Here is a 21028-nt window from a genome sequence, read left to right on the forward strand (position 1 = left end):
TGTTTTTTTTGCTTTTGGCATAGTCTCTGCAATGTTTATAACATCAACCGATTTTCGGTTACTTATTTGATGGATATAGGAGAAGAGGCTATGGCTCAATCCGTGATTACACCTAAAATTGCTGCTTTTTTTGATAAACACTCCAATACCTTTTCGTATGTTGTAAAAGACCCGAGTTCAGCAAGCTGCGCCATTATTGATAGTGTTTTAGATTTTGATTATGCCTCAGGCGGCACATCTTACAGTGGGGCGGATGAAATCATAAAGTACGTTGCTGACCATAAATTGAAGGTTGAATGGTTAATTGAGACTCATGTTCATGCCGATCATCTATCTGCAGCGCCTTACTTGCAAGAGAAATTGGGCGGTAAGATAGGCATAGGTCAGCAGATCACCAAGGTGCAAGATACCTTCGCGACAGTGTTTAATGAAGGCGCTGGTTTTAAGCATGATGGCTCGCAATTTGACTACCTCTTTCAAGATGGCGAGCGCTACCAAGTGGGTGCTATGCCTTGTACCGCCATGCATACGCCAGGGCATACTCCGGCCTGCTTTACCCACGTGTTAGGTGATGCTGTTTTCGTAGGAGACACCTTATTCATGCCTGATGCCGGAACCGCGCGAGCCGATTTTCCTGGAGGCGATGCAGCAACCTTGTTTGATTCGATTCAGAAAATTCTCGCCTTACCAGAAGATTATCGTATTTTTATGTGCCACGACTATTGCCCTAATGGTCGCGAATTAGAATACCAAACAACGGTTAAGGCTCAGCGTGAAAGCAATATTCATGTGAGAAAAGACATCAGTAAATCTGTTTTTGTTGAGCTTCGTGAAACACGAGATAAAACCCTCGATATGCCGCGACTTATTTTGCCGTCTCTGCAAGTCAATATGCGTGCAGGGCATATGCCAGAAACAGAAGACAACGGCCTTGCTTACCTGAAAATCCCATTGAATGCCTTCAAATAACCTTGATAGCGATAGGCAGAGTTTCAATAAAGTCTAATAAAAATATCGAGAGATCACTATGATACGCAAACAAATTACGAGTCATTATTCGGTGTCAGAGCAAATTAGCTTAGACGATGTTGATCGCTTAGCTGCATCCGGAGTGACCTTGATTATCGGCAACCGACCAGACAACGAAGAAGCAGGGCAATTGGCTTTTGCCGAGATTGCAGCACAGGCCGAGAAAAATCATATTAAAGCGCTACACATTCCTTTTGCTGGTGGTCAGATGCAGGACAGCGATGTGGTTGCCTTTAAAGCGGCGCTTAGCACAGCAGACAATGTTCACGCCTTTTGCCGTTCAGGCAATCGCTCTTCTTTAATTTGGGAGGCAGCGCATCAATCCATGCAGACTAAGAAGACGCCAAATAAGCAGTTTGATGTGGTGATCGTAGGCGCGGGGACGGCTGGTATCTCTACGGCTGCAAGTTTGTTAAAGCGTAATACCAATGTGCGTATTTGCTTGATTGATCCTGCGGCTGAGCATTTTTACCAACCGGGCTGGACCTTGGTGGGCGGGGGTGTCTTTAAAGCGGAAAATACCCGTAGAAACATGGTCGATGTCATTCCGACAGGTGTTGAATGGATACAGCAAGCGGTGCAAAATTTTCAGCCTAAAGACGATTATGTCACCCTTGAAAATGGAGACGTCATTGCCTACAAGCAGCTGGTGGTAGCGTCTGGACTTAAATTGGATTGGGATGCCATAGAGGGCCTTTCAGACGCATTAGGGCATTACGGCGTCACTTCGAATTATCGTTATGATTTGGCCCCTTACACTTGGGAGATAGCGAAAAACCTAGAGGGAGGTAATGCTATTTTTACCCAACCTCCGATGCCAATTAAATGTGCGGGTGCGCCGCAAAAGGCCATGTACCTATCTTGCGATCATTGGTTAAAGCAAGGCTTGCTCGATGATATCGAGGTGTCTTTCTATAGCGCGGGTGCCGTGTTATTTGGTGTATCAGACTATGTGCCCGCCTTGCAGACTTATATCGAAAAATATCAGGTAAAGACCCACTTCACTCATAATTTGGTGAAGGTAGATGGGCCAAATCAATTGGCTTACTTTGCGACCAAAGATGAAAATGATCAAACAAAGATAGTCGAAAAATCATTCGATATGCTTCATGTTTGTCCCCCACAATGTGCACCTGATTTTATTCGTAACAGTATACTGGTAGATGATGCAGGTTGGGTCGATGTGGACAAAGAGACGCTGCGTCATAAGGCTTTTAGTAATATTTGGGCTCTGGGTGACGTGTCTAACTCCCCCAATGCGAAAACCATGGCAGCGGCGCGAAAACAAGCGCCAGTGGTGGCGCAAAATGTTTATGATGCCCTGGCAGGGCGCCCTATTAGAGCGGTTTACGATGGTTATGGTTCTTGCCCGTTAACGGTGGAACGCGGGAAAATTGTGTTGGCAGAGTTTGGTTATGGCGGTGTGGTTATGCCAACCTTCCCAAGTTGGCTGAACAAGGGAACGAAACCAACACGCTTAGCCTGGATACTAAAAGAAGACTTGCTGCCGCCTTTTTACTGGCATGGCATGTTGAAAGGGTACGAGTGGTTTGTTAAGCCGACAATGCGACACTAATGAGAGCTTAAGCATGATAGTTGAACGCGTATTCCCTGCCGTTACTTGGCTAAAAAGCTATAGCCGGATGCAATTTAGTCAAGATGCGACGGCGGCTTTTATTGTCACTATGTTATTGATCCCTCAGTCTTTAGCTTATGCCATGTTGGCAGGAGTGCCGCCAGAAGTCGGTCTGTATTCGAGTATTTTGCCCTTGGTGCTGTATGCGATATTTGGCACCAGCTCATCATTGTCTGTTGGACCGGTGGCTGTCGCCTCTTTGATGACAGCCACCTCATTGGCTGCGATAGCAGAGCAGGGTACGGCGAGTTACTTAACTGGCGCCATTACCTTGGCTTTATTATCAGGCGCTATGTTGCTAACGATGGGAGTGATGAAGCTTGGCATGATTACCAATTTGTTGTCCCACTCGGTTATCTCAGGCTTTATTTCTGCCTCAGGTATTATTATCGCTTTGAGTCAAGTGAAACACATTCTGGGGGTGCCAGCTCACGGTGATAATGTGGTGACGCAATTGTTAAGTATGATGAGTAATATCGCCCAGTTTAATAGCATGACCTTTGTTGTCGGGGTGTCTGTACTGATGTTTTTGCTGCTGGCTCGACGCTATGCAAAGCGCTGTTTGGTGTGGCTCAAGGTACCTAAAACTTACGCAGCCTCTTTGTCTAAAACTGCGCCTATTCTAGGTGTGTTGGGCAGCTTAAGTTTGGTTTATGTTTATGATTTACAAACCTATGGTGTGGCGATCACCGGAAATATTCCCGCCGGGTTACCGCATTTTGGATTCTCTCTACCATCGCTTGAGTTGGTTAAAAGTTTGGCATTGCCTGCCCTAATGATTTCTATTATCGGTTATGTAGAGTCCATTTCTGTGGGCAAAACCCTAGGTGCAAAGCGACGTGAAAAAGTACAACCTAACCAAGAATTGATTGGTTTGGGGAGCGCTAATATTGCCTCAGGTCTATCGGGTGGTTTCCCTGTTACAGGTGGTTTTTCTCGGTCTGTGGTGAATTTTGATGCTGGTGCGGTCACACAGTTGGCCGGGGTAATGACCGCCATTGGTATTATGATCGCGTCTTTGGTGCTGACCCCAGTGCTCTTCTTTTTACCAAAGGCGACTTTAGCTGCCACTATTATAGTGGCCGTGATTACGTTAATTGATTTCTCCATTTTGAAGAAAACATGGTTGTTCTCTCGCAGTGATTTTTACGCCGTGTTGGCAACCATAGTGATTACCTTGTTATTGGGTGTAGAGGTGGGGGTGGCTTCAGGTGTGGTTTTGTCTATTTTGCTGCATTTATCTCGTACATCTCGGCCGCACGTGGCGGAAGTTGGCTTAATAGAAGGCACAGAACATTTTCGTAATGTGAAGCGTTATGAAGTAAAAACAGCCGCTAACTTATTGTGTTTACGACCAGATGAGAGCTTGTTTTTTGTTAATGCTGCGTTTCTTGAAGATTATATTTTGGATTGCATCAATAAACGGCAAGACATTACGCATGTGGTGATTCAGTGCAGTGCAGTAAACGAGATAGATTTTAGCGCTTTGGAAATGCTGGAGTCATTAAATACGCAATTAAAAACCGCCCATATCCAGCTGTCTTTATCTGAAGTGAAAGGCCCGGTAATGGATTGCCTTGAGTTTAGTGGCTTTCTACAGCATCTTAGCGGTAAGGTTTTTCTGTCTCAATATCAAGCATTTAACTCGCTTTCGAGTGACTGATTTATAGTTTACTGTCTAACAAAAGTCTTTGATGATTGCGCTTAGAAAGAGGGCCGTTTTTCGGGCCTTGTGTGTTAAATGGCGTTATAGGGTGACAGGTCTGCTAGGCAATGGTAAAAAGCCAGCGCGGCAGGTGTGAGGGTGTTTTTGGGTGTTTTGAGAACGAGCGAAAATTCGCTGCTAAACACCCATTGATCTGGTTTTAGAGCGACGAGCTGTTGTTGTAGGTGGTTGTTATCAATTAAATGAGTGGGTAAAAAGCTGAGGTGAGTACCCGCTAAGGTTAGTATTACGCCTGACTCCACATTCCAGCCATCTATTAATTTAACATCGTCGTATTGTTCTGTTCGTAATATCTCTTGCATTATTCTGGCTGAATAGCCACCAATGTTAATACGCTGTCCAGACAGAGAGTAGCCCTTCTTAATGATCTCATCGGCCACATCTTGTCTGGCAAATAAGCGGCTTTTTTCATAAAACAAAGGTTGCACATGGGCATAATGGTTTACGTTGTGTTCTCCGAGCACGACTACCATCATATCTAATTGATTTTTTGATAGTTTATCGCTTAGGAAAGTATGGTCGCCCACTTCCAGTGTAATGTCGACACTGTTACTTAACTGGTAAAAGTTCTCGATTGCCTGTGGTATGGGGTTGTTTTTTAGCGTAACGGTGTTGTCTAAAACACCTACTCTTACATGGCCTGTTAAGGTGGATTGCACGCCTTTTAACTTGAAGGAAAAGTCGCTTAATACCGAGCTTAATTCATTAGCGTAGCGATAGACGGTATGCCCTTCACTGGTAAGCTCGAAACCACTACGACCACGCTTGCACAGCGTGATGCCGAGACTCTTTTCTAGTTCGATTAATTGGTTGCTCAACACAGGCTGACTCAACCCTGTGGTGTGAGTCGCATTACTGATGCCATTCTGCTCTACAATTTCACAAAATAGCTCGAGCCGACGAAGGTCTCTTTTATCTAATTTGCCAGTGCTGTTGATCATTTTATTTTCACATATATAAAATCAAATGTTTGTATTCAATAATATTCATTTATTCAAATGTAGCAAGCTGTTAGTTTTTTATTTGCTTTATTTATGAACAATTCAGGGGCACAGAATGGAAAAGATACGCAATAAAAAGAAAATTGACGATTTTGAATTAGAACCTGTTCCATTTAATGCTAAGCGGTCGTGGTATGTCATTAGCTTAATTTGGCTTGCCATTGGCATTGACGTGTCAGGATTGTTTCTTGGTTCTTTATTAAGTCAGGGCTTGAGTGTCACCAATGCCTTGCTTGCTACTTTCATTGGCTCTTCTATTTTAGCCGTGCTGGCAATGCTTTGTGCCAACATAGGTTTTCAGTCGTCCGTATCGACTTCTTTAATGAGTAGTACCGTGTTTGGCCGCTACGGTGGTAAAGCATTAGGGGCGATTAACGGTATTTCATTGATAGGCTGGTTCGCCTTCCAGACTGACTTTTTTGCTCACATATTGGTCGCTTCATTAAGCAAATACGACATTGTTATTTCAAACCTTAGTGCGTTGATCTTTGGTGCCCTGTTAATGATGGTAACCGCGATTTATGGGGTGCGGGCTTTGGGTAAATTGAGCGCATATTCGGTCCCATTAATGGTGACCTTGATCACAATTGGCCTCTATATGGCGGCTGGTCACACGCAGACAGAACAAGAGGAGATATCAGCGCCACTATCGATGGGCCAAGCCATTTCTTATGTGATGTCGATTTGGATTCTGGCTGCGGTCGCAGCACCGGACATCTCTCGTTATGCCAAAACCCGTAAAGATGCCATTTTAGGGGCAGGATTTGGTTTTTTGTTTGGCAACAGCGCCACTTTAGTGGTGGCCATTTTGTTGTTGCGGATGACAGGTACGAGCAGTTTAGTTGATGTGTTTTTTGGTTTAGGTCTCGGGGTTGCTGCAATTTTTATTATTGTTTTTGCCCAGTGGACGACCAATAGCAGTAATTTAGTGTCTGGCTCGTTGGGCTTATCTGTGGTGTTTCCTAAGGTGCCGCGTCCTATTTTAGTGACCCTAATGACTCTGATTGGTTTAGTGATTGCGCAACTGGGTATGATCGATTTTTTCACTACATTTTTGACCTTGTTAGGCGTAGTGATTGCCCCTTCGGCAGGTGTATATCTTGCTCAATACTACTTTTTAGATCGCAGGGTTATGAGCTTTGAAGGTACACAAACAGCGCCTAAATGGTTGGCAAAAGGGCTTGTTTCATGGGCTTTTGGGTGTCTGATTAGTGCCTGTACGGCCAGTGAATTGTTAGGTCTTTTCTCCTTCACGAGTATCTCTGCGGTTGACGGTATTTTAGCCTCATTCGCCGCTTACATTGTGCTAATCAAGCTGAGCGAAGCAAACACAGTAGCTGAATTAAGAAAGGAAAAGCGTCCATGATTATTACCGATCAAATGATAGATGACATTGCTCTAGGTGCGACCGTGCTAGGTACCGGAGGAGGTGGCGACCCTTATAGCGGCACGTTAATGGCAAAAGTAGCGATTGCGAATGCCGTGAAGCCAGTGGAGTTGATCCCCTTGGAAAGCGTAGAAGACGATTGGGTTGTGGTGCCTTCGTCTATGATAGGCGCGCCAACGGTAGCGATTGAAAAGCTCAACTCTCAAAATCAGATGCTAGTAGCGTTTGAAGTCATGGAAAAAGAAATGGATTGCCAGATAGCGGCGACCTTCCCAATTGAGGTGGGGGGCGGTAATTCGTTAATACCTATTTTAGTGGCGGCAAGTAAAGGTATCCCGGTGATCGATTGCGATGCTATGGGGCGTGCTTTTCCGGAGTCGCAAATGGTCACTTTTTATCTTGATGGCTTGCCTTCTGCGCCCAATACATTGGCGGACGAGAAAGGCAATGTGGTCACCTTACAGCCTATTGACGGTCTTTGGGCAGAGCAATTCGCTCGAGCGATTACAGAAAAAATGGGAGGCTCAGCGGCGATTTGTGATTATCCGATGCGTGGGGTAGAGGTGAAAAGAAGCGCGTTAGGGGCGACGTTAAGCAAATCAATTCAGATAGGCAAAGCGATCCGAGAGGCCAATGCTAATGGTCAGGATGCAACCCAAGCTGTGCTTGATATTGTTGGTGGGGTTCGCATCGTGAGTGGGAAAATTATTGATATTGAGCGTAATACAGGAGGTGGTTTTGTGACTGGTAGCGTGGTGATTGCTCCCTTGAAGGCGACGTCAGAAGCTAGCCAAGAATGTGTCTGTGTGCACTTTCAGAATGAGTTATTACTGGCCCATAAGGGAGAATCAGCAGCGGACATTAATAACGATAATATGCTGGCTTCAACCCCTGATTTGATTTCTATCTTGGACCATGAAACCGGGCACCCTATCACGACGGATCAGCTTTGTTATGGACAACGAGTGGACTTGATAGCGTACCCGTGTGATGAAAAGTGGCGTACGCCAAAAGGTATAGAGGTAGTTGGACCTGGTTACTTTGGTTATCAGGTTAGCTATACGCCAATCGAAAAGCTCGCTATAAAACACGCCGGTGAGGAGTAAAAAATGACAATCAATTACCGACTTGGCATAGATGTAGGTGGCACCAATACGGACGGCGTTCTGTTAGATGACGCACTTAATTGTGTGGCGAAAGTAAAAGTGTCAACGACACTGGATATTTCAACGGGCATCGATAATGCGGTGGCGTCATTATTGAGAAAGGCGCAAATAAGCGGTGCACAGATTAAGCATGCCATGCTGGGCACAACGCAATGCACCAACGCCATCGTGGAGAAAAAAGGTCTTGATAGAGTAGGTATGATCCGCCTAGCTTTGCCCAGTGGTAGTGCGATTCCACCGCTAAGTGGTTGGAGTCAATCTTGGAAAGAGTTATTGGGTGAGCATTTTTATGAAGCCCACGGTGGTTATGAATACGATGGACAGATGATAGCCGAGATAGATGAAAGGGAGATTCGCCAACTCTGTGGCCAAATGAAAGGCCAAGTGGATTCTATTGCCATTTGTGGTGTGTTCTCCCCGGTCAATGGCGAGCAGGAGTTGAAAGTTGCTGAATGGGTGTCTGAAGAAATGCCTGATATGGACATTTCTCTTTCCCATAAAGTAGGCAGTTTGGGCATTTTGGAGCGCGAAAACGCAACCATATTAAATGCCGCTTTGCAGGGCACTGCGAAACGTTTTGTGGATGGCTTTTGTGCTGCGCTGGAAAAATATGCGATCCATGTTAGTCCTTATTTTGGTCAAAATGATGGCACCTTAATGTCAAAAGAGTATGCCCTTAAATACCCTATTCTAACCGTCGCGTGTGGCCCGACGAATTCGATTCGCGGAGCCAGTCATTTAACCAAGTTAAGCGATGCTATTGTAGTCGACGTAGGTGGAACGACGTCAGATGTTGGTGTATTGATGCAAGGTTATCCAAGGGAGTCGAGTCTTGCTGTGTCCCTTGGGGAGGTGAGAACCAATTTTCGGATGCCTGACATACTTGCGATTGCAATCGGTGGGGGTACAAGAGTCGCTTTTTCTGCTGGGGAGCCGGTATTGGGGCCTGACAGTGTAGGGCACCAAATTAGTGAAAAAGCCCTTAGCTTTGGCGGTGACGTGTTAACTTTAACCGATGTGGCCTTGTCTCTTGGGGTTATGACATGGTCGGGGGCGCCGCCGCAAGAAATAGATCTGTCACCTGCGCAAGCACGTTGTGTCTATACAAAAATGCTGCTTACGGTGGAAGAGGCAATAGATAAAATGAAAACGTCAGCCGAACAAGTTCCTGTCATTTTGGTGGGCGGCGGCAGTGCTTTACTGCCAGATCATTTTGAGGGTGCCAGCCAAGTAATCCGCCCAGAGCATTTTGAAGTCGCGAATGCGATCGGAGTAGCTCTAGGTGAAATTTCTGGTCAGTTGGATAAGATTGTGTCAATTGACCCTGCACAGCGCCATACGAGACTGGCCCAACTTGAGCAAGAAGTTCAAGCTATGGCGATTCAGGCGGGCGCTTGTCCTAATAGTGTGTCGGTGATTGAAAGAAGTGAAATTCCATTGAGCTATCTAAAGGGCAATATGGTTCACGTTAAAATGAAAGCCGCTGGAAAAATACATTAGCGATGACCCTGCTACAGCTTCTGAAGGGGCTGTAGCAGGTTGTTTTTACTTCCCGAATCTTGCTTCTCTCGCTCTTCCTTATCGCACCATTTTTCGTCCTCTTGGTCGGGTTTTTGGTGTCTTTTTTTCTGCTTTGTAAGCCTAAATGAGTGCTTTTTATTGTGTAAGAATAACGTTAAAGGAAAAAAGAATTGGAGACCCGAAACGTTTTGGTTTATATTTATCCAAATCGTTTTGGATAGCTCTAAAACGGTGTCAAAATACCAACATAAAATAAATATAAGATGAGCAGAAAAAAAACAACATTGAAATCCATTGCCGAATATTTGAATATTTCGGTGACCACTGTTTCACGAGCTTTGTCTGGCTATGATGATGTGAGCCCTAATACACGTCGTCAGGTAGAAGAGGCTGTTGTGACTCTTGGTTATGTCCCGAATCTGGCTGCTCGGCGGCTGGTAACAGGTAAAAGCGATGCGATTGGTATTTTGTTACCTGTCTCTTATGGCGATATGAGAGACCACTTCTTAAGTCATTTCTTACTGCATTTTGGCCGCTCATTGCATAGCCACAATCCCAACCTAGATTTAATCGTTTCTTACGCGCCAGAAGGCGAAGAAGAGTTATCGACCTACCAGCGTTTTATTGACAGCCAAAGGGTGGATGCCTTCGTTGTTATGCGGACCAGAAAGGACGATGCTCGGGTTAATCTGTTGCTGGAAAACAAGGTCCCGTTCGTCACGCATGGACGTACATTGAGCTCTGAAAAACACAATTGGATTGATACGGACGCGATCACAGGTTTTGAGTTAGCAACTCAGAGTTTGATCAATAAAGGCCATAAAAACATTGTCCTAATGAACCTTCCTGAACGGATGTACACCTCTGATTTGAGGCTAGAAGGTTACCAAAAGGCAATGAGGCAAGCAGGCTTAATGCCTGAAGTGTACGTAACAGAAGTGTCGGATAATATCCCTCATCGCCTCTCCCTGGCACTGCTAAAAAGACAGAACGCACCAACTGGCTTTATTTGTGCCTCCGATGTTATTGCCCATGAAGTCGTTAAAGCCGCCAAAGAGCTAGGCATCGACCCTTGTGCTGACATCAATGTTATCGGCTGTGACGATCTGCCGGTATCCACTTTGGGAGACCCAACCATTTCGACGCTTAAATCCTCTTTCGAAGATCATAGCAATGCCATCATTTCTATTTTGCAGGCGCAGATGAACGGACATCTCACTTTGCCTAGAAATAAACTGATCAACTATGAGCTTATTGAGAGGCAAACTAGCGAAAATATAACTATTAATTAAGCTTCACCATAAGAGGCTAGATTTAATACAAGAATAATAAAGAGGAGAAACATATGTTAAAGAAAATAATATTACCGATATTATTGGGGTCCTCGATTGCTTCGGCAAGTGAGATTATCTTTTATTCAACCCAAGCAAATCCGCTCAAAGAAGCGGACGCTATGCGTAATGATGTACTAATAGATTTTGATGGGACAGTGAAATACCTGCCTCAAGAGGCTGGTCCGTTTTTTTCTCGGATACAGGCAGAGTCTCGTACTAACTCAGTCACCTTAGGTGTGCTTGGCGCATTGCATGGCCAATATCCACAAATCAAAGATTCGTTAGATACTGTCGATGATGTGATAGCAGCATTGCCTAGTGTTAGTGAGAATGCCACCATCACCGCGTTGGGTAAATTAGGTGGCGATCACCAGAAATACATCCCATGGATGCAAGCAACCTATCTCATGGCGGCGAATAAAAAAGCATTACCTTACTTACCTGAAGGTGCCAATATCAATGCATTAACCTATGATCAATTGGCACAATGGGGGCAGAACCTGACAGAGGCTACTGGCAGCCCAAAACTGGGTTTCCCTGCTGGTGAAAAAGGCTTAATGCATCGCTTTATTCAAGGCTACTTATACCCATCCTTTACCCATTCTGTCGTGACGGATTTTCGTAGTGAAGACGCACATAAAATGTGGGCCTATTTCCGAGGTCTTTGGAAAAACGTTAATCCACGTTCAACGGCATACAACCTAATGCAGGATCCGCTATTAACGGGAGAAGTTTGGGTTGCTTTTGATCACAGTGCTCGCCTAAAAGGGGCATTTGATCAAAAACCAAATGATTTTATTGCTTTTCCAGCCCCATCAGCTAAGTACGGTCGTGGCTTTATGCCAGTGATTGCAGGTTTAGCGATTCCTAAAAACACCCCAGATAGAGCCGCATCAGTGAAACTGATCAAATACTTGTCTGAGCCGAATGTTCAAATCAAAACATTAAAGGCAACGGGGTTTTATCCGATGGTTGATGTGGCCTTGCCAAAAGACTTGCCAGCCAATGTACGTATTGCAGGTAAAGCCATTGCTTTACAAGCGAATGCGCCAGACGCTTTGCCTTCGGTATTGCCGGTTGGTTTGGGTAACTTAAGCGGTCAATTTAATAAAGTCTATTCTGATACCTTCCAGCAAATCATTTTGCGCAATGCGGACATAGACAGTGTCTTAAACCGCCAAGCTAAGAGATTGAAAACATTGATTAATAGAGCCAAAGCACCTTGTTGGGCACCCGATAAAGAAAGTGATGGTCCTTGTCCAATTAACTGATTTCTCGCTTTCTGGTCTGCATCGGTAGATGCAGACCAGCTATGAAATTGTTTAAAAGAAATCAGGAAATGTTATGAATAAAAAATATTATCCCTATGTTCTAATCGCTCCAAGCGTATTGTTTTTGCTACTTTTTTTCGTTTATCCATTTCTCGAAGTGTTTGTCCAAGCCTTCACTTCGTCAGATGGTCAAGTAGGATTTAGTAACTTTGAAAATATCTTCACTGACTACAATTTTTTACCCTCGTTAAAAAATACCCTGTTGCTTGCATTGGTTGTTGTTCCAGTACAGCTGTGCATGGCGATCGGCATGTCATTGATGATTTCGAAGATGAAAAAAGGGCGTGACACTGTCCTTTATATTTTGACTATTCCTTTAGGTGTGTCAGATCTTGCCGCGGGTATTATTTGGTTGGCGATTTTGGATCAAAATGGCTTCTTGAATAGTTTCTTGTTCTCGATTGGCATTATTGATCAACCTGAAAGCTGGCTGAATTATCAAAACCCTATCATTATTTTCGCCGCTGTTGTGGTCGCGGAAATTTGGCGTGCAACCGCTATTTTGTTGGTTATCTTAGTCTCCGGTATTGGTTTAATCCCGAAAGAGTACTATGAAGCGGCTGAAATCTTCGGTGCAAATTCCTGGGTTCGTTTATGGAAAGTGACATTGCCTCTGTTGCGTCCAAGTTTACAAACAGCACTTATTCTTCGCACCTTGCTGGCGTTTGAAGTGTTTGCCGTTGTGATGCTGTTGGGTGGTTCCAATATGCCTGTATTAATGGGTGAAACCTTTAATTGGGCCTTTAACTATCAAGATACAGGTGCTGCATCTGCCTATGCGGTGGTTATTTTAGCCCTTTCGATTGTCTTTACGCTGTTTTACCTAAGAGTGTTGCGTGTTCCTAAAGGGGCTAGAATATGAGTGATTTAAGTTACGATGAAATCTTGGAAAAAGAAGTCCGAGAAGCCAATAGAAAGAAGAAAATGTGGCGTTGGCTGTTTCTTAGTAGCGTGGCTTTTCTCGTTTCATGGATTTTGTTTCCAATTTACCTATTAGCCGTTAACTCATTAAGTTCTGCGGATGTTGTCAACGGCTGGCCGAAAAGCTTTTTGCCAGAATTTGATATGGAGAGTCTGTCGTTCTTCATGGAGTATTATGGCGTATTGAATGCGTTGAAAAACTCTTTAATAGCGGCGTTATTCACCATGGTGATTGCGATTGGCTTAGGAACGCCAGCAGGTTATGCCTTAGCGCGCTTTGACTTCCGAGGAAAAGAGACTTTCCGTATGCTGATTTTGCTTACGCGAGCGTTTCCTATGCCTTTGTTGGCTTTGCCATTGGCCGTGATTTTTATCAATGTTGGGCTAGATGATTCCTTGTTCGGCTTGTCATTGGTGCACACTGCGCTGGCTTTGCCGTTCTCTGTGCTGATCACTTCCAGTTTGTTCTTGGGTATTCCTGTTGAGCTTGAAGAAGCAGCTTGGGTGCTGGGTTGTAATCGCTGGCAAGCGTTTATGAAGGTGGTAATGCCATTGGCTTTGCCTGGTCTGACTGCCTCAGCGGTATTTGCCTTTGTGATTTCCTGGAATGAAGTATTTGCGGCAGCAGTTTTGACGGTAAATAACCAGACGCTGACGGCATTCTTAGTACAAAGTCTTTCTACTTCTCCGGTAGAAGTGAAGTTCGCTGGTGGCCTTATTTTGATATTGCCAGCCATCCTATTCTTATTCGTTGTTAGAAAATATCTATTCAGTATGTGGGGGATTGCAAACCGTTAATTCATAAGGTGTTGTCTTCACATTGATATTTATTTTTAGGAACTTGTTATGACCACTATTACCGTAGAAAACATTAAAAAATCGTTTGGCGATGCTGACATTCTAAAATCAGTTTCGCTAGACATTAAAGACCAAGAATTTACTGTCCTACTAGGGCCGTCTGGTTGTGGTAAATCCACCTTGTTGCGCATTATCGCAGGCTTAGAAAGCCAAGACAGCGGCATCATTAAAATTGGTGATCGAGTGGTATCTCACTTGCCACCAAGAGAGCGTAATGTCGCGATGGTGTTTCAAAACTATGCAGTTTTCCCGCACATGACAGTGTTTGAAAACATTGCATTTGGTCTGCGTATGAAAAAAGCGCCAGAAAAGAAGATCAAAGAAAACGTCGAGCGCACCGCGGCATTGATGCATATCGATCACTTGTTAAAACGCTACTCAGGTCAATTATCAGGTGGCCAAAGACAGCGTGTGGCAGTAGCGCGTGCGTTGGCTGTTGAGCCTGACGTTTTATTGATGGATGAGCCACTGTCTAACTTGGATGCCTTGTTGCGTTTACAAATGCGTGCCGAGTTGAAGTCTGTGTTGGAGGCGTCAAAAACCACCACGGTTTATGTTACCCATGACCAAGTGGAAGCCATGAGTTTGGCAGACCGTATTGCGGTGATGAATTCTGGGCGTATTGATCAATATGATGTGCCAGATGAAATTTACAGTAACCCTGCAACAGAATATGTGGGGAGCTTTATCGGTAATCCTCCGATGAACTTTATTTCACCGGATTATCAAGTGGGTACTATTCCAGCGGGAGCGACCCAGTTAGGCATTCGACCAGAAGACTTTAATGTCTCCAAAGAAGCGCGTGACAATTACTGGCCAATTACGGTATTGACCCGTGAAAAATTAGGCTCTCATCAGCAACTTTCTGCTGAACTGAATGGCCAATTGTTCCGTGTGAATATCCCCAATGAAATTGAAATAGAAAGTGGTAATACATTGTATTTAATGCCGAAAGAAGACAAAAAACGTTGGTACACTGAAGGTGGAAAGATCATTTTATGAATAAGCTCGATAATTTAGTTGCGCAAGCAAAGGACATTTTACGTACCAATGATTTGGGTGGTTATACGGTTCCCACTAAAGGCTTGTATCCATTCCAATGGAACTGGGATGCAGGGGTTACCGCATTGGGTTGGTTGTATGTGGACGAACTAAGGGCCTGGACTGAGTTTGAAAAATTATTTGAAGGTCAGTGGGAAAATGGCATGGTGCCGCACATTGTTTTTCATCAGGAATCGGATGACTACTTTCCTGGACCAGATCAATGGAAAGTAGAAGGCAATCCACCGTCGACTTCTATTTCTCAGCCGCCTTTATTGGCGACTATGGTGCGTATTATTTATGAGCAAAGTAAAGACAAAGAGCTTGCTCAAACTAAATTAGATGCGCTCATGCCAAAGCTGATTCGCTATCATGAGTGGTGGTACCGTGAACGTGATCCAGAAAATACAGGGCTGGTATCAAGCTACCATCCTTGGGAATCGGGAATGGACAATAGCCCTGCGTGGGATGACGTGTTGCAGCGTGTTCCTCAAGTGACTCGTCCATACCAACGCCGAGATCTGAATCACGTTGATAGCAAGCAGCGCCCGTTAAAAGAGCAGTACGATCGCTATATTTATCTGGTTGATTTCTTCCGCGAGAATGACTTTGATTATCAGAAAATTTATCAAAATTGCCCATTCCACACGCAAGACATTAGCTTAAATGCGGTATTGCAGCGCGGTACCTTAGATCTAATACATTTGAATAAGGTCGCATCGGTTGCAGTGGATATGTCTTCATTAGAAGCATCAGCGGCGAAAGCAGAAGAAGTTTTTCCTGCATTATGGGACGCTGAGCGCCATTTGTTCTTAAACCGTGACCATGATTTGGCGAAAACCATTCCAGTGAGCACATCAGGCGGTTTCATGCCGCTTTATAGCTACTCAGCAACGCCAGAGCAAGCAGCACTTATGGCCGCTGAGATCAAAGAATGGTTGGTATTGGGGCCAAGTGGTTTGGCTTCAACGTCACCTCTTGAAAGTACCTTTGATGCTAAACGTTACTGGAGAGGACCATCTTGGTTACACATCAACTGGATGATTGCAGATGGTTTGAAACATTACGGCCATGACGACGTTGCCGAGCAATTACGTCAAGTCTCACGTGCGATCATTGAGCAGTCAGGGTACTTTGAGTACTTCGATCCAATTACTGGTGAAGGTTGTGGTGGTAAAGACTTCTCTTGGACTGCTGCAATTGCTTTGCATTGGTTACTGTAAGCGAAACAATGAGCATTAAGTGCAACGGATATAGGCGTTGCGGCCCTAGTATAGGGTAAAAGAATTAGGCCAGATGAACCTTGTTTATCTGGCCTTTTTCTGTTGGCATTGTGATGCCAAACGCGTCGTCTGCTATGTAGTCGGTGGTTTGTAAAACCAAGCGTATTTTTTTGCCGACAGTAGTGGAATAGCACGTGCGAGAATGGCAATAATAACAATGCCAAACAGCAGTCTTAGCCATAATATTGAAAACAAATCCGCCCCTAATAACAGCATTAAAAGAGTGTCCTCAATGAGGCTGTGACACAAACCTAAAAACGCCATGGTCAAAAAGATGTCTGTGTTGGCAATGTGGCCGGCTTTGGCTTCTTTGATTAAAATGCCGCCACCAAAAGATAAGCCGAGAGTTAGGCCAACCACAATGATGTTAGAGGCTTTTGTTCCAATACCCAATAAACGAAGCAAAGGCGACAATAAGAAATGGATGGCTTTTTCGATGCCAAGATAGTTCAAAACACGAATGGTTAATGTCAGCGCAGCAATGATAACAAACGCTGCAATAAAGGTTTGACCTTGCAGTACAAACCAACTAGACCAGCTGGTGTCACTGCTGTTCGGTGACCAAGAGGAAATAACAGGAATTTGTAATAGTGAAAACGCCTGATAATAATGATGTAACAGAAAGCCCAATAACAGGGCTCCGCCAATGCGTAATACTAGGGTAAATCTCAGCTTGACGCCGACGGCTTTGGCGATAGCCGCTTCAATCGGTAAGCCATGGGCAATGAGCATCATCGAGCACAAGACACTGACTTGCGCGGTGTTTAGCTGTTCTAACCCGCCCAGTTGATAAAAAATTGCCATCGCAGTGTATAAGTTGCTGCACATTGCCGTCACCCAGACCAATCCCATTTCGCCTGGCAATCCAACCCATACCATGATCGGGCTGATGGCGTTTCCTAGAAAGCTAATCCACCCCATGAGCTCAATGGCTCTGACCACTAGTAGGATCGGGATCATGATTTTTACCAGCCCCCAAAAAATACGACAGACATCCACGAACCATCTGCCTAGCGAATTGCGTTCCGCTTGCTGAGAGAGTGCCTCTAGACGGTTGAGTATGTGAGAGCGAAAAGAGCGGATCATCTTTATTGTCCTGTGAAAAGTGATGAATAAAAGCCAAGACCTAGATTAGCAAATTAAAAATTAATTAATGCTTCTTATGGGGAGTTTAGGAAACTATAATTTCTTTGTTGTTAATTCTGAGAAATATAATTAATGAAACTGGACTCTATTGACATTCGCATTCTGAAAGAGCTGCAGCGAGATGCTGATCAAACCAATCTAGCATTGGCAGAAACAGTGGGCTTGTCAGCACCGGCTTGCTTAAAGCGGGTGCATAAATTAAAAGCGGAAGGAGTGATTGAGCGCGTGGTGGCGGTGGTTTCAGCGCAAGCCATTGGGCGTCGCTTGAATATGGTGGTGGAAGTTGAAATGAGCAGTGATGACATGCGCTTAGCGAATCAATTTATTAACGCGATAGATCAATCGCCCGAAGTCAAGCAATGCTATAAAGTGACAGGAAGCGTTGACTTTGTACTTATTGTGAATGTGGCGGATGTTTTCGAATACGATGCTTTTTGTCAGCGCGTCATTTACGCGCAAGAGGGCATGAAAAAATTCACCACTTTAATCAGTTTGCGCTGTACCAAATTTGATTTGTCCCAAGGGGGCTTAGCGTCTTTATATTAGCGGGAGCGGACGGAAAAATGAAAAGTGGTAAAGGGTTTGAGGCAAGCAGTTTGTCATGAAAATTTGTTAAGCATGCGTTTATAGGTTAAAAATCAGTTAGTATTACGCGATGAGAGTTAAGTTTGTCCCTGCATTTGTCATCTTGCTCATAAAAATTGTTGTCTGATGCGTCAATAAAGAGCCCAAAGTAAGGCTTAGTCTGCAACTATTCAAGGTTTAGAGTAATCCATTGCACAATGGCTCGGCTGCTTTATAGAAACAACATGTTATATTAAAAATAGGATCAAGTGATTTTGAGTAGTTTGAAATACCATTTTCTGAAATTAAATCGGTTAATTTTGTTTTTGGCTCTAACGGCCACCATACTGACTTTTATTATCAGCTTTTACTCTAACTATGAAGTGCAAAAAGCACAGCTTATTTCTCAGCGCATCAATGTAAATCAAGCGTATGCTCATAAGTTAGCGGATACAACCGAAGTATTTCTAAAACTGTCGCGCCAGCAGCTAGCCTATACGGCTAATGGTCTAGGGACAAAAATGCACGACCAAACCTTTCTTACTCGAGAGGCGAACCGGCTTAAATATCAAACTGACAGTTTCAATTCAGTCGTGATCAGCAATGCGGTTGGGGTAACGCAAGCTGCATCTCCTGAAACCTTAGGATTAGTGGGTAGGCAGCTTACTTCTGTGGGAAGTCGCCAAGCTCTTAATGAAAAAAAGGCGCTTATTAGTAAACCGTATATTTCGACGATTGATAATTTGCTGGTGTTTATTTCTACACCGATTTTTAGTCCGGATCACGACTATCTAGGCTTCTTAGGTGGCACCATTTACCTTAAAAAGCCGAATATTCTACGTGAAATTTTAGGTGAGCATTTTTACCATAACGGTTCTTATATCTACGTGGTAGATAATGATAAGAAAATTCTTTATCACCCAGAGCCAGAAAGAATCGGTACGATAGTGGAAAATAATACCGGCTTGGATGAAATTATTGCTAAAAAAGAAGGTGGCTTGTCCTTGCGTAACAGCAGGGGAATTGACATGTTAGCAGGCTACTCCACCATTCCAAGTACCGGCTGGACTGTTGTTACTCAAAGTCCATTAGCGTCTTCCTTGCTACCTTTAACCGGTATTATGGAAACCGTGATTTTAAAAACCTTGCCAATGACCTTGGGTGTCTTTGTTTTTATATGGCTTTTTGCACGGGCGATTTCACACCCATTAATGCAGCTGGCGGACAAGGCGAAAGTGCTTGATAGCCCGAATGTCAGTGAAGAAATAGAAAGTATTAATTCTTGGTATGTAGAGAGCTCAAGTCTAAAAAAAGCCATTTTAAGTGGCGTGAAATTGTTACATACACAAATTGGACAGCTTAAATTAGATGCCGACACCGACCCTTTAACTGGGGCGAAAAACCGCCGTGCTCTGCAGTACAGGTTAGAAGCATTAGTGGTACAAGGCACCAAGTTCTCTTTGCTATCCGTTGATATCGATTATTTTAAAAAGGTCAATGATACCTTCGGTCACCACGCTGGGGATGAAGTGCTTAAGCAACAAGTCGCGGTGATGAATCGCTTCTCAAGAGCACAAGATATGGTGGCACGAACTGGTGGGGAAGAGTTTGTTTTACTGTTAACAGAAACGTCTCAAGATGATGCGTTTGTGGTAGCTGAACGGCTACGAGAAGCGGTATCGAATGAAACATTTGAAGAAGTGGGCCATATTACTGTATCTATCGGTATAGGAGCATGGCTGAATGATGCAAAACCGCTGAAAAAAGTCTTACTGTCGGTTGATGAGGCACTTTATGCTGCCAAAGCAAATGGCCGAAACTGCTGTGTGATGGGCAAATAAATAGCCTCAATGGATAGCTAAAATGGCGTGATACTTTTAGTACCACGCCATTTTTTTTACGGGATAAATTAGAGACTATTCATTTTAGGTTGGGCTTGTGGTTCCTTAAAAACATTAAGTACACAGATAAAATACAGCACTGAAAGTACCGCAGCAACTAGGTAGACGGAGCGTAAGTCAGCTGCAAATAGTTCCATAAATGAGGTTAAGAATTGGCCTAGGAAAACCGACATAGCCAGATAAGAAAGGTTTTTACCACGTTCTCTTGGGTCACTTTTTTCTATCGTAATATGATTAAACAAAGGGATTGAAAGCCCAAAGCCGATGCCAGCAAAGACGCCCCCTAGCAATAACATAGGCAAAGCTTCACCAAAGTAGAATGCAATATGCGACAGGGCATAAAAGGCAAATGCGAAGCCCAAGGTCCCTTTATCTTTCCAGCGTAAATTTATTTTAGGTAAAAAATGCGCTGTGACCACAGCAACCAATGAGATAAAGGCTAAAAACATACCTACTTGATCTGCACTGTAACCGCTCCCTTCCATGCTTAGTGGCAAAACGATAATAGAGGTAAAAAACAGCACCATAGCAACGCAAGCGGAAATGTAGACCCAACGTAATGGCTCAGAGGTGCTTTTAGTAGTAGGTGTTGGCGCTGATTCTGGCTCGTTGTGAAGAGGCTTGTTATTGGGTACAAGTGTTATCAACATAGCGAGGAATACCCATGCCATTAAGTATAACAGGAAGGGTAAGTTCCATCCTACTGTTGCTAAAAAGCCACCAACAAACAAGAAGATAACGCCGCCAAGCTCAATTGCCATGCCTTGTTTCGCTATCATGGTAAGGCGCGCATGACCCGAATAAAATTGAGAGATAAGCGTGGTGCCTCCGGCCATAATGACAGCCACTGTAGCGCCAAGAATAATACGATTGGCAAATACAGCGGTGGGCCCCGAAAGCCATTGTCCAGAGAGCCCCAAGGCTCCGTATAAAAAGAGGGCAATGAGGGTGCAGTAATAGGCACCGAAACGGTCAATCAGGCGACCTGAAATAGGGGCAAATAAAACCACACCTAATGCCGGTATGGTGACTAACAAACTTGCATTATCGGCGACCCCTAATGCTTGAGAAATATCTGATAAGCCAGGGGCGACAACGGCCCCGACCATAATGGTTAAACAAGAAATACACAGTAGGGTAAAACTACCCAAAGATGAGAGAGGTTTCATTGAGAACTCCAGGT

17 protein-coding genes are annotated in these 21028 nt (G+C 44.2%); 14 read left to right on the forward strand and 3 right to left on the reverse strand.

Annotated elements, in window-relative coordinates; all coding sequences use genetic code 11:
* The first annotated feature begins 90 nt into the window (after positions 1-90).
* From DFP81_RS10215 to DFP81_RS10225, 3 genes are read left to right on the forward strand one after another with little or no spacing between them, the layout of a single operon-like run.
* The gene (locus DFP81_RS10215) at positions 91-969 is read left to right on the forward strand and encodes an MBL fold metallo-hydrolase (protein WP_115897684.1); all 879 of its coding nucleotides are present in this window, start codon (positions 91-93) and stop codon (positions 967-969) included.
* A 58-nt stretch (positions 970-1027) separates the two neighbouring features.
* Entirely contained in the window at positions 1028-2605 is a 1578-nt protein-coding gene (locus DFP81_RS10220) for a bifunctional protein tyrosine phosphatase family protein/NAD(P)/FAD-dependent oxidoreductase (RefSeq protein WP_115897685.1), read from the forward strand.
* A gap of 13 nt (positions 2606-2618) precedes the next feature.
* Positions 2619-4328, forward strand: a complete 1710-nt coding sequence (locus DFP81_RS10225; protein ID WP_115897686.1) for a SulP family inorganic anion transporter — start codon at positions 2619-2621, stop codon at positions 4326-4328.
* Positions 4329-4402: 74 nt separating this feature from the next.
* On the opposite strand, the gene DFP81_RS10230 is transcribed toward DFP81_RS10225, so the two are convergent.
* Positions 4403-5332, reverse strand: coding sequence for a LysR family transcriptional regulator (locus DFP81_RS10230; RefSeq protein WP_115897687.1), 930 nt, complete (start codon positions 5330-5332; stop codon positions 4403-4405).
* Positions 5333-5447: 115 nt separating this feature from the next.
* Here DFP81_RS10230 and DFP81_RS10235 point away from each other — a divergent pair, with 115 nt between their 5' ends.
* From DFP81_RS10235 to DFP81_RS10275, 9 genes are all read left to right on the forward strand, one after another.
* Positions 5448-6758: a cytosine permease gene (locus DFP81_RS10235; protein WP_115897688.1), complete on the forward strand. Its 1311-nt coding sequence runs from the start codon at positions 5448-5450 to the stop codon at positions 6756-6758.
* The gene (locus DFP81_RS10240; RefSeq protein ID WP_115897689.1) at positions 6755-7885 is read left to right on the forward strand and encodes an S-methyl thiohydantoin desulfurase family protein; all 1131 of its coding nucleotides are present in this window, start codon (positions 6755-6757) and stop codon (positions 7883-7885) included. The genes DFP81_RS10235 and DFP81_RS10240 overlap by 4 nt, the downstream gene beginning before the upstream one ends.
* Positions 7886-7888: 3 nt before the next feature.
* A complete protein-coding gene (locus DFP81_RS10245) occupies positions 7889-9445 on the forward strand; it encodes a hydantoinase/oxoprolinase N-terminal domain-containing protein (protein ID WP_115897690.1) in 1557 nt (518 codons plus the stop codon).
* Positions 9446-9729: 284 nt separating this feature from the next.
* Positions 9730-10758, forward strand: coding sequence for a LacI family DNA-binding transcriptional regulator (locus DFP81_RS10250; RefSeq protein ID WP_115897691.1), 1029 nt, complete (start codon positions 9730-9732; stop codon positions 10756-10758).
* A 53-nt stretch (positions 10759-10811) separates the two neighbouring features.
* On the forward strand, positions 10812-12071 hold the full coding sequence (locus tag DFP81_RS10255; protein ID WP_115897692.1) for an ABC transporter substrate-binding protein: 1260 nt from the start codon (positions 10812-10814) through the stop codon (positions 12069-12071).
* A 73-nt stretch (positions 12072-12144) separates the two neighbouring features.
* Entirely contained in the window at positions 12145-12993 is an 849-nt protein-coding gene (locus tag DFP81_RS10260) for a carbohydrate ABC transporter permease (RefSeq protein ID WP_115897693.1), read from the forward strand.
* Positions 12990-13850, forward strand: coding sequence for a carbohydrate ABC transporter permease (locus DFP81_RS10265; RefSeq protein ID WP_220342917.1), 861 nt, complete (start codon positions 12990-12992; stop codon positions 13848-13850). The genes DFP81_RS10260 and DFP81_RS10265 overlap by 4 nt, the downstream gene beginning before the upstream one ends.
* A 48-nt stretch (positions 13851-13898) precedes the next feature.
* Positions 13899-14912 carry an ABC transporter ATP-binding protein gene (locus DFP81_RS10270; protein ID WP_115897694.1) on the forward strand — a complete coding sequence of 338 codons (1014 nt, stop codon included), beginning with the start codon at positions 13899-13901 and terminating at the stop codon, positions 14910-14912.
* Positions 14909-16174: an amylo-alpha-1,6-glucosidase gene (locus tag DFP81_RS10275; RefSeq protein ID WP_115897695.1), complete on the forward strand. Its 1266-nt coding sequence runs from the start codon at positions 14909-14911 to the stop codon at positions 16172-16174. Before DFP81_RS10270 ends, DFP81_RS10275 begins: the two co-directional genes overlap by 4 nt.
* 132 nt (positions 16175-16306) lie before the next feature.
* Here the strand turns inward: DFP81_RS10275 and DFP81_RS10280 are convergent, their stop codons facing one another.
* The gene (locus tag DFP81_RS10280) at positions 16307-17320 is read right to left on the reverse strand and encodes a hypothetical protein (protein ID WP_245959140.1); all 1014 of its coding nucleotides are present in this window, start codon (positions 17318-17320) and stop codon (positions 16307-16309) included.
* A 132-nt stretch (positions 17321-17452) separates the two neighbouring features.
* Between DFP81_RS10280 and DFP81_RS10285 the strand changes: the two genes are divergently transcribed.
* A complete protein-coding gene (locus tag DFP81_RS10285; protein ID WP_115897696.1) occupies positions 17453-17926 on the forward strand; it encodes an Lrp/AsnC family transcriptional regulator in 474 nt (157 codons plus the stop codon).
* A 293-nt stretch (positions 17927-18219) separates the two neighbouring features.
* Complete coding sequence (locus tag DFP81_RS10290) at positions 18220-19785, forward strand: sensor domain-containing diguanylate cyclase (RefSeq protein ID WP_147299444.1); 1566 nt, start codon at positions 18220-18222, stop codon at positions 19783-19785.
* 68 nt (positions 19786-19853) lie between these two features.
* Here DFP81_RS10290 and DFP81_RS10295 read toward each other — a convergent pair whose 3' ends face one another.
* A complete protein-coding gene (locus tag DFP81_RS10295; RefSeq protein ID WP_115897698.1) occupies positions 19854-21014 on the reverse strand; it encodes an MFS transporter in 1161 nt (386 codons plus the stop codon).
* Positions 21015-21028 lie beyond the last annotated feature (14 nt).

It is taken from the genome of Marinomonas pollencensis (genome assembly GCF_003387375.1).
Lineage (GTDB): Bacteria > Pseudomonadota > Gammaproteobacteria > Pseudomonadales > Marinomonadaceae > Marinomonas > Marinomonas pollencensis.